Raw genomic sequence first — 15,251 nt, forward strand, 5'->3', positions numbered from 1 at the left:
GCGTTTTCGAGGAAACTGCGCAGGCCGCTGCCGGCCTTGGCGCTTCCGGTATCATGCTGTCGGGCTGCGACGCCTTTGACAGCCAGCTAAGCGTCGGCAGCGGCCTGCGCAGTTTCCTCGAAAACGCCAATGGCCTGACATACCGGGCGCAACGCCTGCTCGCCGGACGCGGTGCGCTGGCGCCGGAATTCACCGAGGCCGATATCCGCCAGCCGCAGCGGCCGAACGGCGTCACCGCTCCCGATGACGACGTCTACAAGGGCCTGCTCGCCAACAATTTCGCCGACTGGCGTCTGGAAGTGACGGGTCTTGTCGAAAAGCCGCTGTCGCTCAGCCGCGAGCAGCTCCAGAACATGCCAAGCCGCACCCAGATCACCCGCCATGACTGCGTCGAAGGCTGGAGCTGCATAGCCAAATGGACCGGCACGCCGCTGTCGCTGGTGCTGGACCAGGCGGTGGTCAAACCGCAGGCGCGCTATGTCATGTTCCATTGCCTCGACACGATCGACCGCAGCCTGTCGGGCGACATCAAATATTACGGCACCATCGACCTCATCGATGCCCGTCACCCGCAGACGATCCTCGCCTACGGCCTGAACGGCAAGCCGCTGCCGGTCGAGAACGGCGCGCCGCTGCGGGTTCGCGTCGAGCGCCAGCTCGGCTACAAGATGCCGAAATATCTCTACAAGATCGAACTGGTCGACGGCTTTGCCGATGTCGGCGGTGGCAGGGGCGGCTATTGGGAAGACAATGGCTATGACTGGTACGGCGGGATCTGAGCTGCACACCGCAAATCCGGCGCTGAAGATGCTAGCCTAGCGAGCGGCGAAACAGCTCGCCTTTTCCGGCAATCTGCTCGCCAATGCCGCCAAGCCGCAGCATATGCCAGGCAAGTGCATGGTTGCTGGAGGTGACCGGTTTCCCCAACTCCTTCTCGACCTCCTCGATGATGCGGGCAACGCGCATGCTGGTGCAGGAAACGAACACCGCATCACAGTCGCTCGACGCACCGATTTCCAAGATGGCCTGCTTGACCGATGCCGGCGTGATGCGTGCAACGACATTGTCGTCCGCCTCGTTGAAGGAGCCCATGACCGGAATATCCATCCCCCGCGCCATCAGCGATGCCCGCAGCGAATGATTGATTTTCGCCAAGTAAGGGGTGAGCAGCGCGATCCTCGAGACCCCCAGGGCCTTCAGCGCGGCGCGTGCCGCGGTCACCGGATTGGTCACCTGCACACCAGGCAGCACCTCGTGAACGCGCTCGGCAACCTTATCCTCGCCGATGACCAGCGCTCCCGACGTGCAGGCAAAGCCGATCACATCGAACTTGACGTCGGGCAAGAGTCCCACCGTTGCCGGGATTACCGCCGACATTTTCATCAGGTTTTCCGGTGTGATCTCGACATCGCTGTAGAGCCGCGCCTCGTACAGCGCGATGTCGCGCGCGGGCAGCGCATACCGGAATTCATCCTCGATGGTCTGGTCGGTCCGCAGCACGAGCAGGCCGAGATTGGCGCGCGTGCCGATACCGTCATCGGTCTTGAAGGGAATGTGTTCCTTGTCGAGGACAAGCGTGTCGTCGGCGCGGCTAACCGGGGCGTCCATGGCGCAGTCCCCTCCCTGATGCCAATCAGAATTGTCGACAATAGAAACGGCGATATTGCCGAAACTGTCAAGGGCTCTGTGCAGATCCTGGGAACCGGTAAACGCCTGAATTTTGCGCTTGCGCGGATCGCTTGTCCGTCGCCGACCCATTCACCGTTGACAGGGATCGGCGTCTTCCTATTGAATTGTCGACAATAGGAACACAGCCCTTCGGGACAGCAATGCGCGTATTGATCTTGGGCGGCGGCGTGGTCGGGATCACCACCGCTTATCAGTTGCAAAAGGACGGCCACGCGGTCACTGTTCTCGAGCAGGCACCGCAGGTGGCCGAGGGCGCGAGCTGGGCAAATGCAGGCATGATCGCGCCCGGTCACTCCTTCGTCTGGTCATCACCAGCCGCGCCAAAAATCCTGCTGAAGTCGCTGTTCCTGAAAGACCAGGCGCTTCGCTTCAAACTTTCCGCCGACCCGCATCTCTACAGCTGGTCGCTGCGCTTCCTCAGGGAATGCACGGCCGCCAAAGCGCGTCGCAACACCCTCCTCAAACATCGGCTTGCGGTCCATTCCCAATCGGTCCTGCAGGCGGTCGTCAGGGAGGAATCGATCCAATACGACAGGACCTCGGCCGGCATCCTTTACTTCCACCGCAGCCGTCAGGCGCTCGACAAGGGCGTCGCCAACATGCGCCTGCTGGAGGCCGACGGCCAGGAGATCCGCATTGTCGACGCACAGGAAATCATTGACCGCGAGCCGGCGCTGGCTTCGTCGCGCGGCAGCATTGCCGGCGGCATAATGTGTCCAACCGATGAAACCGGCGACGCCGCCAAGTTCACGCGCGCGCTGGCGGCCATCGTCGAAACGAGGGGCGGCAAGATCCTGACAAGCACGAGGATCGTCGGGATCGAACGCAGGAATGACGCGATCATCCGGGTCGTCACCGACAAGGGAGAATTTCTGGCCGACACCTACGTTCTGTGTCTCGGCGCCGAAAGCCCGATCCTCGCCCGCAAGATCGGCCTTGGTTTGCCGATCTATCCGGTCAAAGGATATTCCCTGACCATTCCCATCGTCGACCCGGCGCTGGCTCCAAAACTCCCCGTCATCGATGAGCACAATCTCGTTGCCATCACGCCGATGGGCGATCGCATCCGCGTCACCGCCACCGCGGAATTCGCGGGCTATGATCGCAGCCACAAGCCTTCGGATTTCGCCTTCATGAAGCGCGTCACGCAGGACCTGTTCCCGCGCGGTATCGCCTATGATCGCGCCGAAATGCGGGCCTGCCTGAGACCCATGACGCCCGACAATCTGCCGATCCTCGGCCTGCGCAACATCAAGAACCTCTGGCTGAACACCGGCCACGGCCATATTGGATGGACGATGGCGCATGGATCGGCCCGCATCGTCGCCGACCTGATCGCCGGCCGGGCTGCGCCGATCGCCCTCGACGGTATCCTTCCCACACAGGCGCGGTTCGCCGAACCAAGCGCCGCAAAGGCTTGACCGACGCCATGCTCCGACCCACCAGGCACAGCAACCAGGACGACGATGCGGCGTTGGCATCCAAGCCGATCAAGACCGGCCCGCGCGTCTATGAAGAGATCCGTCGCATGGCGATGGACTATCGCTTCAAGCCGAACGAGCGCATCAACGAAGTGGCGCTTGCCGCGAGGCTGAATGTCAGCCGCAGCCCGATCAGGGAGGCCCTCCAGCGGCTGGTCACGGAGGAACTCATCACCTTCCAGACCAATCGCGGCTTCTTTTGCCGCGGCTTCGATGTCGACGAGGTCGTCAATCTTTCCGACGTGCGGGCGGTGCTTGAGGAGCGCTCCGTCAGGCTGGCGATCCAGCGCGCGACCAATGAAGAGCTCGCCGCGCTCGTCGACTGGTGGACGCTCACCATGGCGCGCGCCGACTCGTTTTCCAGCGCCGAGCTGACCGCCAGGGACGAGGAGTTTCACATCCGCATCGCCAGGCTGTCAGGCAATCCCGAACTGGCGCGCATGCTCGAAGGCATCAACACGCGCATCCATTTCGTTCGCAAGATCGAAGTGGAGAAGCACCGGCGACTGTCGACAACCTACACCGAACACAGCGAAATCGCCCGAGCCATGGTAACCCGCGATGCCGACACGGCCGCAAGGCTCATGCATGACCACATCGACATCAGTGTCGCCGATGCCATGTCGACCGTCCGGGAAGGCCTGGCCCGGATATACGTCGACGTCGATCAGATCTGACCAGCATCCCGGATCCGATTAAGCAATCCCTGGCCGGTCAGGCAACCTTGTCGAGCAGCGGCCTGAGCGCCGGGTGAATTTCCGGCGAGGCGTGCTTGATCAGGGTCAGCAGCGCGCGTTCGTTCTCGTAAAGTGGCCTGTCGACGCCGATATGTTCGATCAGCCAGCCGGCTTCGCCGGCATCGATCGTCTCGGCACGGCGGGCCAGGGCCTCGGCCGCCCTGTTCTTGGCTTCCCATTCGGCTTCGATGTCGCCAGGAGATCGGTAGGCCTCCATGATGCCGGCAAGCCCGCCGGAGATCATGCGGCTGAAGAAGCCGCCGATTTCCGGATCGGCATGTTCGAGGAAGGCGTCATGGCGCAGCGCCACGTCGCGCGTCGGTGCTTCGTAGCCGGCCGAGCACATGACGAAATTGGCGATCGCCTTGACGAACAGCTCGTTCCAGGACGGATCGTTTTGTCCTTGAGCAGTCCGCTCGTTGATCTTGAGCAGCACCTCGGCCTCGGCGCGCGTGATGGCGATGTTGCCGTCGCCGCCATGGGCATGGAGTATCCGGCGCAAAAGCTCGACCTCCGCCTGCGCGACGAGGCCCGGAGCCAGCGCGCCGCCGAGCATCAGCGGCCCCTTGCCGTCAATGACGGCATGCGCCACCTGCTCCAGCGCATACACACAAAGCTGGGCCGGCGACGATTTCGCCTGTTCCAGCACATGCACCAGCAATTCGAGTTCGGTCCGGCTGTCGACCATGCCGTCGCGCGAGATCGTGCGGATCAGCCAGTCGGCATTGTCCTGCGAGATATAGCCCGATGGCTTTTCCTGGTGGACGATATAGTCGGTGACCGCCTCAATGAAGAAGGGCGGCCATTCCTGGCATTTGTCCTTCGCCGTGGCATCGAGCGCGAACAGCGCCTCGGCCTCGCCACGCGTCACGACGCCGTCGCCGAACACTTCATGGCGCAACATCGCCACGTCCTCCGCGGCGATGCGGCTTTTCGAGGTCAGCCCGGCCACCGGCGCGCTCATGATCAATTCGCCCATTTGTCGTCCCCGTCCGCCGTCGCCAAGCGCCGGCCCCATAGCGTCACACAAGCCAACATATCAGCAGTGTCTTGAAAAACCGGCAAACGGCGTGGTTAGTGAAGACTTGTCGCCAACGCATGTCGCCTGACAGCGTGCCGCGGTTTGAAGAACGACATGCACGCGCTTTAGATGTTGCTGACAGGTGACAAGCCGTCGCGCGCAAGCTATGGATGGCGCGTCGAGGACTCAGGGTCTTGAGTCCTACCTGTTTGCGGGAGAGAACAGCGAGAGCTGTCGCCGAAGGGGAAATCGCCCGAAATCTCTCAGGCAAAAGAACCGTAGACGGGAAAGACACTCTGGAAAGTCGGGGCTTGCCCCCGCGCCGAAGGTGTAAGCGCCGCTGACAGAGTTCCGGCTGCGCGAGTCTCTCAGGCTTCAGACAGAGGGGCACGGACTGGTCGCCATTCGCGACCGATTGCGTGCGACTCTGGAGACGACATGGCGGGCGACGACACAAAACACCTTCCCCTTGAAGATATCCATATGGCCGCCGGTGCGCGCTTCGGCGCCTTTGCCGGCTGGTCGATGCCGCTGACCTATCCGGCCGGCGTCATGAAGGAACACCTTCACACCCGCGAGCAGGCCGGCCTGTTCGACATCTCGCACATGAAGCTGTTCGAGGTCAGCGGACCGGAAGCGGCGGCACTGCTCAACCGTGCTTGCCCACTGGATGCCGGCGCGCTCGAAATCTCGCAATCCAAACTGTCCTTTTTCCTCAACGAAGCAGGCGGCATCCTCGACGACCTGATCGTCACCAGGCTTAGCGATGCCAGGTTCATGGTGGTCGCCAATGCCGGCAACGCCGTAGCCGACGAAAAGCATTTGCGTGCACTTGCCGCGGATTTCGACGCCAGGATCGAGCCGCTCGACCGCGTCTTCCTGGCCATCCAGGGTCCTGAAGCCTGGGCCGCCCTTTCCCGCGCCGGCATCGAGACCGGCTCGCTGCTGTTCATGCATGGGGTCGAACCGCGCAAGAACTGGTTCATGAGCCGGTCGGGCTATACCGGCGAGGACGGGTTCGAGATCGGCTTGCCGGAGGCCGATGCACGCGACCTCGTCGCGAAGCTGCTCGGAGACGAGCGCGTGCTGTGGATCGGCCTGGCTGCGCGCGACAGCCTGCGCCTGGAGGCCGGTCTCTGCCTGCATGGCCAGGACATCACACCGGAAACCGACCCGGCCAGCGCCGCCTTGATGTGGGCAATTCCAAAGGACATCCGCGCTTCCGGCACTTTCATCGGCGCCGATGCGCTCCGCGCCGCGGTGGAACGAGGACCCGCGCAAAAGCGCGTCGGTTTGAAGCCGGAAGGCCGCCAGCCGGTGCGTGGCGGTGCCGCGCTCTTCGACGCCGACGGCAACCCGGCCGGCCATGTCACGTCGGGCGGCTTCGGCCCCTCGGCCGGCCATCCGGTCGCCATGGGCTATGTCTCGACACCTCTGGCAAAGCCCGGAATTCGGGTTTTCGCCGATGTGCGCGGCACGAAAATCCCAGTCGATATCAGCTCCCTGCCCTTCACACCGCATCGCTACCGAAAAGGATGATCTCAATGGCAACGACCTATTTCACATCAGATCACGAGTGGCTCCGCGTCGAGGGCGGCATCGCCACGGTCGGCATCACTGATTACGCGCAGGAGCAGCTCGGCGACCTCGTCTTCGTCGAACTGCCGGAGACGGGAAAGAAATTGACCAAGGGCGACACCGCCGTCGTGGTCGAATCCGTCAAGGCGGCGTCCGATGTCTATGCACCAGTCGACGGCGAGATCACCGAGGCCAACGGCACGCTGTCGTCGGATCCGTCACTGGTCAATTCGGCCGCAACAGGGGCCGGCTGGCTGTGGAAGATGAAGCTTGCCGACGAAAGCCAGCTCGCCGGTCTCATGGATGAGGCCGCCTACAAAGCCCATATCGGTTGATATCAGGACTTATTGAGATGACCGCAGCACCCTACCCCTTCTCGGCCCGCCATATCGGTCCCGGCCTCAACGATACCAGAGCCATGCTGGCCGCCATCGGCGTGCCCTCGATCGAGACGCTGATCAGCCAGTCCGTCCCGAAGTCGATCCGGCTCGATCGGCCGCTTGCCCTGCCGGCACCAGCGAGCGAGGCGGAAGCGCTGGCTGAGCTTTCGGCTGTCATGGCCGGGAATACGGTGCTGAAGAGCTTCATCGGCGCCGGTTATCACGGCGTCCATGTGCCGCCGGTTATCCAGCGCAATCTGTTCGAGAACCCGGCCTGGTATACGGCCTACACGCCCTATCAGGCCGAGATCAGCCAGGGCCGGCTGGAAATGCTGTTCAACTTCCAGACCCTGGTCACCGAACTGACCGGCCTGCCGGTGGCATCGGCGTCGCTGCTGGATGAAGCAACCGCCGTGGCCGAGGCGGTCGGCATTGCACTGCGCCATCACCGCGACAAGCGCACCAAGGTAGCACTTGCCGGCACGCCGCACCCGCAGACGCTGGACGTGGTGCGCACCCGCGCCGAGCCGCTCGGCATCGAGATCGATGGCGAGACGATCGACGACAACACCGCCGCCCTGCTTGTCTCCTGGCCGGATACATTTGGCGTCTATGGCGACCACAAGGCAGCGATCGACAAGGCACACGCGACCGGCGCTCTCGTCGTCTTCATCGCCGACCCGCTCGGCCTGACGCTGACCGACGCGCCGGCCAAGCTTGGCGCCGACATCGCAGTCGGCCCGATGCAGCGCTTTGGCGTGCCGATGGGCTTTGGCGGCCCGCACGCGGCCTATTGCGCCGTCTCCGACAGGCTGACGCGGCTGATGCCTGGCCGCCTGGTCGGCCAGTCCACCGACAGCAAGGGCCGGCCCGGATACCGGCTTGCCTTGCAGACGCGTGAGCAGCATATCCGCCGCGACAAGGCGACCTCCAACATCTGCACCGCGCAGGCGCTGCTCGCCAATATGGCGACCGCCTATGCCATCTGGCACGGCCCCGCCGGGCTGCAGGCGATTGCCGGGCGCATCCACACGCTGGCCAATCGTCTTGCCGCCGGGCTCAAAGCAGCAAACATCTCCGTGCTCGGTTCAAGCCGCTTCGACACGGTGACGGCCGAGGTGAAGGGCAAGGCAGCTTCGATCGCCGCCGCCGCTGAAAAGGGCGGCAGATTGCTGCGTGCCGTCGATGCCGACCACATCGGCATCGCCTTCGACGAAACCTCCACCGAGGCCGATCTCGACGCAATCGCGGCCCTGTTCGGCGCCAAGGCTGGCGCCTCCGCCGACAGCACGGTGCCCGGCAAGCCGCGCGGCAAGGAGTTCCTGACCCAGCCTGTTTTCCACGAAAACAAGTCGGAAACCGAGATGATGCGCTTCCTGCGCCGGCTGGCCGACAAGGACCTGGCGCTCGACCGCGCCATGATCCCGCTGGGATCCTGCACCATGAAGCTCAACGCCGCCGCCGAGATGATGCCGGTGAGCTGGCCGAGCATTGCCAATCTGCACCCTTTCGCCCCGGCCGCGCACTCGGCAGGCTACCGCGCCATGATCGGCGAGCTGGAGGGCTGGCTGTCGGAGATCACCGGCTTCGACGCCGTCACATTGCAGCCCAATGCCGGCAGCCAGGGCGAATATGCCGGACTGCTCGCCATCCGCGGCTATCACCGCTCTCGCGGCGACAACCACCGCACCGTCTGCCTGATCCCCTCCTCGGCGCATGGCACCAATCCCGCGAGCGCGGCGATGGCTGGCATGAACGTCGTCGTCGTGCGCTGCACCGAAGACGGTAACATCGACATGGACGACATGAAGGCCAAGGCGACTGAGCATGCGCAAAATCTCGCAGCGCTGATGTTCACCTATCCCTCGACGCATGGCGTGTTCGAGGAAGGCGCACGCGATCTCTGCGCGCTGATCCATGAGCATGGCGGCCAGGTCTATTTCGACGGTGCCAACCTCAACGCGCTGGTCGGGCTTGCCCGTCCCGGCGACATCGGCGCCGATGTCTGCCATATGAACCTGCACAAGACCTTCTGCATTCCGCATGGCGGCGGCGGACCCGGCATCGGGCCGATCGGCGTCAAGGCGCATTTGAAGCCGTATTTGCCCGGCCATGTCACCGAAGGCTCGGCGCACGCCGTCTCCGCCGCCCCCTTCGGCAGCGCCTCGATCCTGCCGATCACCTGGATGTATATCCGCATGATGGGCGCCTCGGGCCTGAAGCAGGCGACCGAAACAGCGATCCTTTCCGCCAACTACATCGCAACGCGGCTCGGTGCGCATTTCCCGGTGCTCTACAAGGGCAGGCAGGGACGCGTCGCGCATGAATGCATCCTCGACACCCGTGTGCTCAAGGAGAGTGCAGGCATCAGTGTCGACGATGTCGCCAAGCGGCTGATCGATTATGGTTTTCACGCGCCGACCATGTCCTTCCCGGTCGCCGGCACGCTGATGGTGGAGCCGACCGAGTCCGAGCCCAAGCGGGAAATCGACCGCTTCTGCGAGGCCATGATCGCGATATCGGCAGAGGCAGCAAAAGTCGCCAGGGGCGAATGGCCTTTGGCCGACAATCCGCTGGTCAACGCGCCGCACACCGCCGCCGAGGCGCTGGCCGGCCAGTGGAACCATCCCTACTCGCGCCTGGAAGCGGCCTATCCGGCCGGCGACGCCGACACGGCAGCCAAGTACTGGCCTCCGGTGTCACGCATCGACAATGTCGCCGGCGACCGCAACCTGGTCTGCTCGTGCCCGCCGCTGTCCGACTATCTGGGGGCCGCGGAGTAATTTACGCTGAGCGCAAGGCCGGCTTGATCGGCTCGGCCTTGCCCATCCTCTTGCGGCTGATGACGCAATTTCGTCCGGCGCGTTTGGCGGCATAGAGCGCCGCGTCTGCCTCGGTGAGCACGTTGTCGAGGCTGCTGCCGCTTGCCTCGCCAAAGCCGATGCCGCCGCTGACCGTGCTGCGCAATTTGCCGAGCTGGGTGGGGACGATTTCGGCGCCGAAAGCCACGCCGATCTTGCTGGCGAGATCGTAGGCCTTTTCGTCCGTCATCCGCGACATGACGACTGCGAACTCCTCGCCGCCAAGGCGAAAAGCGTCGACGCCGGGCCGGGCATATTTCTTGATGACGGCGGCAAAACGGCACAAGACCTGATCCCCAACCGGGTGACCGTAGACATCGTTCGTCCGCTTGAAGTGGTCGAGGTCGAACATGACGATAGACATGAATGGACCGAAACTCCGCTCGCCGTAAAGCGACGTCAATGCCCGGCGGTTCAGCAACCCTGTCAGCGGGTCGGTCATGGTCTCGGCCTTGAGCTCGATCTGCGCCTGCAGATGATGGAGGGAGAGCGTCAATGCTCCGAGCCCGGTCATGCAGGCCACCGCCACGACGGAATTCAATCGTTCGGCCCAATTGTCGGGCGCAATCGCGAGCGTCCATTGCCCCTTGGTCAGCAGAACCACGCCGCAAAGCGCAAACGACATCGCGCAGGTGCCGCTCAGAAACGAAACCACCAGCAGGATGCGGCGATCGTGACTGCCGTTGATCCAGAACATGGCGCCGATCGCCGACAGCAGCGCCGTCACCGTGGTGTAGGTGATGATGAAGCCAACGCCGTCAAAGCCAAGGAAAGTGACAGCGGCACAGATAGTCATGGCGGCAAGCGCCGGTGCAACGGCGCGCCTGTAGCCGGGCACGCCGAGATATTGCATGGCCGACAAGCAGAGGATCAGGAACCCCAGGCTGAGCAGCGCAAGCACGATCTGGCAAAGCAGCGGATCGGGGTCCTTGGTGTACCGCCAGAACAGGATCACATGCGCGACGAGCACCAGAATTCCGCACGCCACCGTCAGCACGAAACCTGCCTTGGGTGCGGTGAACCAGATCGCAAACATGGTGACGCTGAGGCATATGCCCGACAGCGCGGCTGCGAGCAGGAGCGAACTGAAGTCCAGCATATCGGGCAAGGGCCTCTCGAGCGTCGGCGGTTGCGCTGCATTCTAGGTCAGCGGCTGCCCCCAGATACGGATTTTCAGGCGATCCATCGATGCAACCTGCAGATAGGGTTTACAAAGCGTCGATGGCACGTGTCCCGAAACCGGACCATTGGACGCGAGATCAACCCTTGTTCAGGAGAGCGAGGTTGGCGTTGACGACGGTGGGATCGGCCATGCCGGCCTTCGCTTCGAGCAGCAGCGCCTTGGCCTTCTTGCGATTGCCGCGCAGCAGTTGCGAATAACCCATATTGTTGACGATCTGCGGCCTGCGACCGGCGACTTTCAGAAGCTGGCCGTAGGCACGGTCGGCGAAGTCGAAGCGGCCGAGTTCATCATAGGAAGCCGCGAGCCCCATCCAGGCCTCCGCATTGTCGGCCTTCAACTCGACGGCCTTGCGGAAGTGCTTTTCGGCGAGGCCGTAATTGGCGTCGCGAAACTGCGCCTTGCCTTGCGCCAGATCGGAGGTTTCGGTGTCTTTAGCCGCCGGTTGGATGGCGGTGGTCTTGGTGGTGTCGACGCCACTCGTCGAACAGCCAGACACCATCAAGACGGCCGCCATCGTGGCCATTGCCGGGAAATTATTGTGACGCATGCCCCTGCCTCATCGCCCGATTTGCCGGGTCGTTCTTCAGGAAACACAATATATCAGCGGCGATTAAACTTCGGTGCCGAAACGCCGCCAAAATTCGGCTTCGGGCACACCAGCCATTAACCACCAGGCCGCGGTGCTTCAGTCGCAGCCAGCGGCGTCCTCACGGCTCCAGGGCTTTGAGCCCCGCAGGAGCCGTATACCGGCTGCCGTCATAGCGCAGCCGGTAGGTTTGGCTCACGGACTTGCCGGGATGGGACTGGCACTCGCCATCCTTGTCGGGCAACGGATTGTCGGTATCCATTCGCTCGACCACCGTTATGTCGTGGTAGCCATGATGTTTGGCCGGGCTCATCGCCAGGCTAACCCGACTGGTATGGAAGGATCCGGCGCAATTGGTATCACCCTCGCCGCCATTGCCGGCCACGACCAGGCCATCGAGCACCATCCTCAGGGAATCGCCATCGACGGCATAGAGCCGCAGGTCGGTTTCACTGAACGGATTAGGCAGCGAATTGTTTGCCATTTCGATGCGCAGGCCAAAGGCAGTAACATCGGGCGCCAGCGCATAGCGGCCGGTATCAAGCTCCACCTGGCGGATGGCGATGGCATCATCATTCATCAGCCCGGGCTGGAGCAGGCGCTGGCGCACCTGCCGGCTCTTCCTGTCGACAATCAAAAGCTCGATATCGCCGGCATGCGCGTAGTCGCTGGGTTGGGACCCGTCCATCAGCGGCACTGCGACCAACAGCAGGTCGTCATGGGCGGGCCAGATCTTGCAAGCCAGCCCTGGCGGATCGCCATACGCGAATGTCAGGGCAATGCTGGTGTGGGGTTCGAGCGTGAACGAGGTGCCGTCGGCGCTCTTTCGAGCTTTGGGATAGGCCTGCTGCACCAAGGCGGCGGCATCGCCGCAATCGCCGGCCACGGCCCAGGCGGGCGACAGGCTGGCCGCGGCAAGGCCAAGGAAGAGGGTGCGCAGCAGCATGGACTTTCTCACCTGCAAAGCCGGGTTCGGTCAGAACAATGGTTTGTCAGCCCCTTGCTAGGGCTTTTGTGGAGCGCTCGCTAGTGCGCCGTCATTTTGACGATGACTGGAATGGCCGCGATCATCAGCACCACCGGCAGGATGCACACAACCACGGGCACCGACATCTTGGCAGGCAGAGCGTGCGCCTTTTCCTCGGCCAACGACATACGCTTATGGCGCATGTCGTCGGAGAAGACGCGCAGCGCCCCCGACAGGCTGGTGCCGAGTTCCTTGGACTGCTGCAGCAGCGTGGCGAAGGAACGCACCTCGTCCAGGCTGAGGCGATCGGCGAGCGCCTTCAGCGCATCGTCGAGGCTGCGCCCGGCCCTCAGCTCCAGCGACACCAGCTGCAGGTTCTGGCTGAGCGCGGGATAAGTCTTGGCGAGTTCCTTGGAGACGCGCTCTATGCCTGCCTCCATGCTCATGCCGGCATCCGAGCAGACAATCATCAGGTCCATGAAATCGGGAAACCCGTTGCGGTACTCACGCCTGCGTTCCCGCACTTTCTGGCTCAGCACCAGGCCGGGCAGGAAATAACCGGCCGCGCCCGACAGGATGACGAATGTCCAGCGGCTGGCCATCGTTGCGTCCGGACTGGCCATCCAGCGGTTGAGCACAAACACACCGATTGCCGTGCCGATCATCGCGGTGAACCGGATCAGGAAGAACGTACCGACAGCGCGCGGCTCCATGTAGCCCGCCTGGATAAGCTTCATGCGCAGCCGCGCGACATTTTCCGGATCGCTCCTGGCGTAGAATTCCTGCGCCCGCTTCACCGCCTTCTCGCGCACGATGCCGGTATTCTTCTTTTGCACCGGCTCCGGTTTGGCGGCCACGGGACCGTTGTCGACCCTGAGCCGGCGCATGACCTCGTTGCGATCGCCCTTCGCCATGACAACAGGCCAGGCAACAGCGGCAGCACCCACCGCCAGCAGCAGTATGGCCACCGGCATCAATGAGGTCGGCGCAAGCGAGGCGAGGAATTCGATGAAGCCCTGCATGTCAGAACTTGAAATTCGACATCTTGAACATCATCAGATTGCCCAGCATCAGCCAGGTGATCGACGCGCCAAGCAGATACCAGGTCTTCGGCTCGCCCCAGACGTCGCTGTAGAAGCCCGGCATCAGTGCCATGATGGCGGCAAACAGCAACGCCGGCACGGCCGTCAGAATGTAGGCCGACATCCGGCCTTCTGTCGCAATGGCGCGCACCTTGCGGCGCAGCTTGCCACGCTCGCGAATCGTCGTCGCCAGGCCGTCGAGGATCTCGCGCAGATTGCCGCCCGAACTGGTCTGGATCGAGACGGCGGTGACGAACAACGGCAGATCCTCCTGGCCGACCCGGTCGAACAGCGAGTTCAACGCCGAAACCAGATCGGATCCGTAGGTCACTTCGTCGGCGATGACGCCGAACTCGCTGCCGATCGGGTCGGGCATCTCGCGCGCCACCATGGCGATCGCCACCGGCACCGGGTGGCCGGCCTTCAGGCCACGCGTGATCAGTTCCAGCGCCTCCGGCAACTGCATGCCGAACCGCTTCAGCCGGCGCTTGCGCTTGAAACGCAGCGTCAGCACCGGCAATAGCGGCATGAGCACCACGAACAGGACGAACCCCATCAGCGGCGGCAAGCCGTACCAGATGGCGACCAGGGCCATCGCCATCGCCACGCCGCAGGTGATCATCAGGAATTTCGACAGCGGCATGATCATGCCCGACTGGGTTCGCAGCGCGCGAAACCGGTCCGCCGAAAACAGCGGCGTGCCCGCGTCAAGGCCGCGCTCCTTGCGCAGTTGGACGAGCACCTGCTCCTGGCTGATCTTGTTTTCCTGCAGCCTCATGCGCCGGTTGATGGCGGTGCGCTTGTCGCTGCGGCCGGCATAAAGCAGGTAACAGGCCTCGGCGATCAGGATGCCGGTCAGCGCGGCCGCGGCATAGACGACATAGATCGCGCTCATTCCATCGAACACTTGGCTACTCCTGCGGCCGGCCGGGTTCGAAATATCGTCCGGGAAACTCGATGCCCATGGCGCGCAGGTCCTCGAGGAAGCGCGGCCGGATGCCGGTCGCCTCGTAGTGGCCCAGAATCTTGCCGTCGGCCTCCATGCCGGTGCGCACGAAGCGGAAGATCTCCTGCATCTGGATGACATCGCCTTCCATGCCGGTCACCTCGGCGACACTGGTCACCTTGCGCTTGCCGTCGGACAGGCGCGTCAGTTGGACGATCAGGTCGAGCGCGCTGGCGATCTGGCTGCGGATCGACTGCACCGTCATCGGCATGCCGGTCATGCCAAGCATCTGCTCGAGCCGCGAAATGGCGTCGCGCGGCGTGTTGGCATGGATGGTCGCCATCGACCCTTCGTGGCCGGTGTTCATTGCCTGCAGCATGTCGAAAGCCTCCTCGCCGCGGCATTCGCCGAGGATGACGCGGTCGGGGCGCATGCGCAGTGCGTTCTTGACCAGGTCGCGCTGCTTCAGCTCGCCATGGCCTTCGATGTTGGCCGGACGTGTTTCCATGCGCGCGACATGCGGCTGCTGCAGCTGGAGCTCGGCCGCGTCCTCGATGGTGATCAGCCGCTCGTCTTCCGGAATGAAGGCCGACAGTGCATTGAGCATGGTCGTCTTGCCGGTGCCGGTGCCGCCCGAAATGATCGTCGTCTGGCGGGCATGCACGGCCGCCGCCAGCACTTCGGCCATGTTCTGGGTGATGGCGCCGAATTCGACCAGTTTATGCAGGCCGAGCTTGTTC

14 protein-coding genes and 1 riboswitch are annotated in these 15,251 nt (G+C 63.4%); of the genes, 6 read left to right on the forward strand and 8 right to left on the reverse strand.

The annotated features are described in order from the left end of the window. A partial coding sequence (locus EN949_RS23430) for a molybdopterin-binding protein (RefSeq protein WP_127371793.1) occupies window positions 1–779 on the forward strand: 779 nt, incomplete at its 5' end. A gap of 31 nt (window positions 780–810) precedes the next feature. On the opposite strand, the gene EN949_RS23435 is transcribed toward EN949_RS23430, so the two are convergent. Continuing rightward, a complete protein-coding gene (locus EN949_RS23435) occupies window positions 811–1,608 on the reverse strand; it encodes an aspartate/glutamate racemase family protein (RefSeq protein ID WP_013531948.1) in 798 nt (265 codons plus the stop codon). Between the two features lie 221 nt (window positions 1,609–1,829). Here EN949_RS23435 and EN949_RS23440 point away from each other — a divergent pair, with 221 nt between their 5' ends. Together EN949_RS23440 and EN949_RS23445 are read left to right on the forward strand one after the other, a co-directional pair. Beyond that, complete coding sequence (locus EN949_RS23440) at window positions 1,830–3,110, forward strand: D-amino acid dehydrogenase (RefSeq protein WP_027162560.1); 1,281 nt, start codon at window positions 1,830–1,832, stop codon at window positions 3,108–3,110. 8 nt (window positions 3,111–3,118) lie between these two features. After that, window positions 3,119–3,847: a GntR family transcriptional regulator gene (locus EN949_RS23445; protein ID WP_024505339.1), complete on the forward strand. Its 729-nt coding sequence runs from the start codon at window positions 3,119–3,121 to the stop codon at window positions 3,845–3,847. A gap of 37 nt (window positions 3,848–3,884) precedes the next feature. Here the strand turns inward: EN949_RS23445 and EN949_RS23450 are convergent, their stop codons facing one another. Then, window positions 3,885–4,886 carry a hypothetical protein gene (locus EN949_RS23450; protein ID WP_063167889.1) on the reverse strand — a complete coding sequence of 334 codons (1,002 nt, stop codon included), beginning with the start codon at window positions 4,884–4,886 and terminating at the stop codon, window positions 3,885–3,887. Between the two features lie 244 nt (window positions 4,887–5,130). Continuing rightward, a riboswitch (glycine riboswitch) is annotated at window positions 5,131–5,217 on the forward strand. Window positions 5,218–5,366: 149 nt separating this feature from the next. On the opposite strand from EN949_RS23450, the gene gcvT reads away from it, so the two are divergent. From gcvT to gcvP, 3 genes are read left to right on the forward strand one after another with little or no spacing between them, the layout of a single operon-like run. Beyond that, entirely contained in the window at window positions 5,367–6,467 is a 1,101-nt protein-coding gene (gcvT, locus tag EN949_RS23455) for a glycine cleavage system aminomethyltransferase GcvT (protein WP_063167888.1), read from the forward strand. Between the two features lie 5 nt (window positions 6,468–6,472). Beyond that, entirely contained in the window at window positions 6,473–6,841 is a 369-nt protein-coding gene (gcvH, locus tag EN949_RS23460; protein ID WP_013531953.1) for a glycine cleavage system protein GcvH, read from the forward strand. A gap of 17 nt (window positions 6,842–6,858) precedes the next feature. Then, the gene (gene gcvP, locus EN949_RS23465) at window positions 6,859–9,669 is read left to right on the forward strand and encodes an aminomethyl-transferring glycine dehydrogenase (protein ID WP_063167887.1); all 2,811 of its coding nucleotides are present in this window, start codon (window positions 6,859–6,861) and stop codon (window positions 9,667–9,669) included. A gap of 1 nt (window position 9,670) precedes the next feature. On the opposite strand, the gene EN949_RS23470 is transcribed toward gcvP, so the two are convergent. From EN949_RS23470 to EN949_RS23495, 6 genes are all read right to left on the reverse strand, one after another. Beyond that, entirely contained in the window at window positions 9,671–10,846 is a 1,176-nt protein-coding gene (locus EN949_RS23470; RefSeq protein ID WP_063167886.1) for a GGDEF domain-containing protein, read from the reverse strand. Window positions 10,847–11,006: 160 nt separating this feature from the next. After that, window positions 11,007–11,477: a hypothetical protein gene (locus EN949_RS23475; RefSeq protein ID WP_127371794.1), complete on the reverse strand. Its 471-nt coding sequence runs from the start codon at window positions 11,475–11,477 to the stop codon at window positions 11,007–11,009. Between the two features lie 160 nt (window positions 11,478–11,637). Continuing rightward, a complete protein-coding gene (locus EN949_RS23480; RefSeq protein ID WP_013531957.1) occupies window positions 11,638–12,462 on the reverse strand; it encodes a hypothetical protein in 825 nt (274 codons plus the stop codon). Between the two features lie 80 nt (window positions 12,463–12,542). Continuing rightward, complete coding sequence (locus EN949_RS23485) at window positions 12,543–13,505, reverse strand: type II secretion system F family protein (RefSeq protein ID WP_013531958.1); 963 nt, start codon at window positions 13,503–13,505, stop codon at window positions 12,543–12,545. 1 nt (window position 13,506) lies between these two features. Next, the gene (locus tag EN949_RS23490) at window positions 13,507–14,472 is read right to left on the reverse strand and encodes a type II secretion system F family protein (RefSeq protein WP_027162569.1); all 966 of its coding nucleotides are present in this window, start codon (window positions 14,470–14,472) and stop codon (window positions 13,507–13,509) included. Between the two features lie 4 nt (window positions 14,473–14,476). After that, window positions 14,477–15,251 (reverse strand): ATPase, T2SS/T4P/T4SS family (locus EN949_RS23495; RefSeq protein WP_164782534.1); only part of this gene is annotated, 775 nt, incomplete at its 5' end.

It is taken from the genome of Mesorhizobium sp. M7A.F.Ca.US.007.01.2.1 (assembly GCF_003998165.1).
In the GTDB taxonomy this organism is placed as follows: Bacteria; Pseudomonadota; Alphaproteobacteria; order Rhizobiales; family Rhizobiaceae; genus Mesorhizobium; species Mesorhizobium ciceri.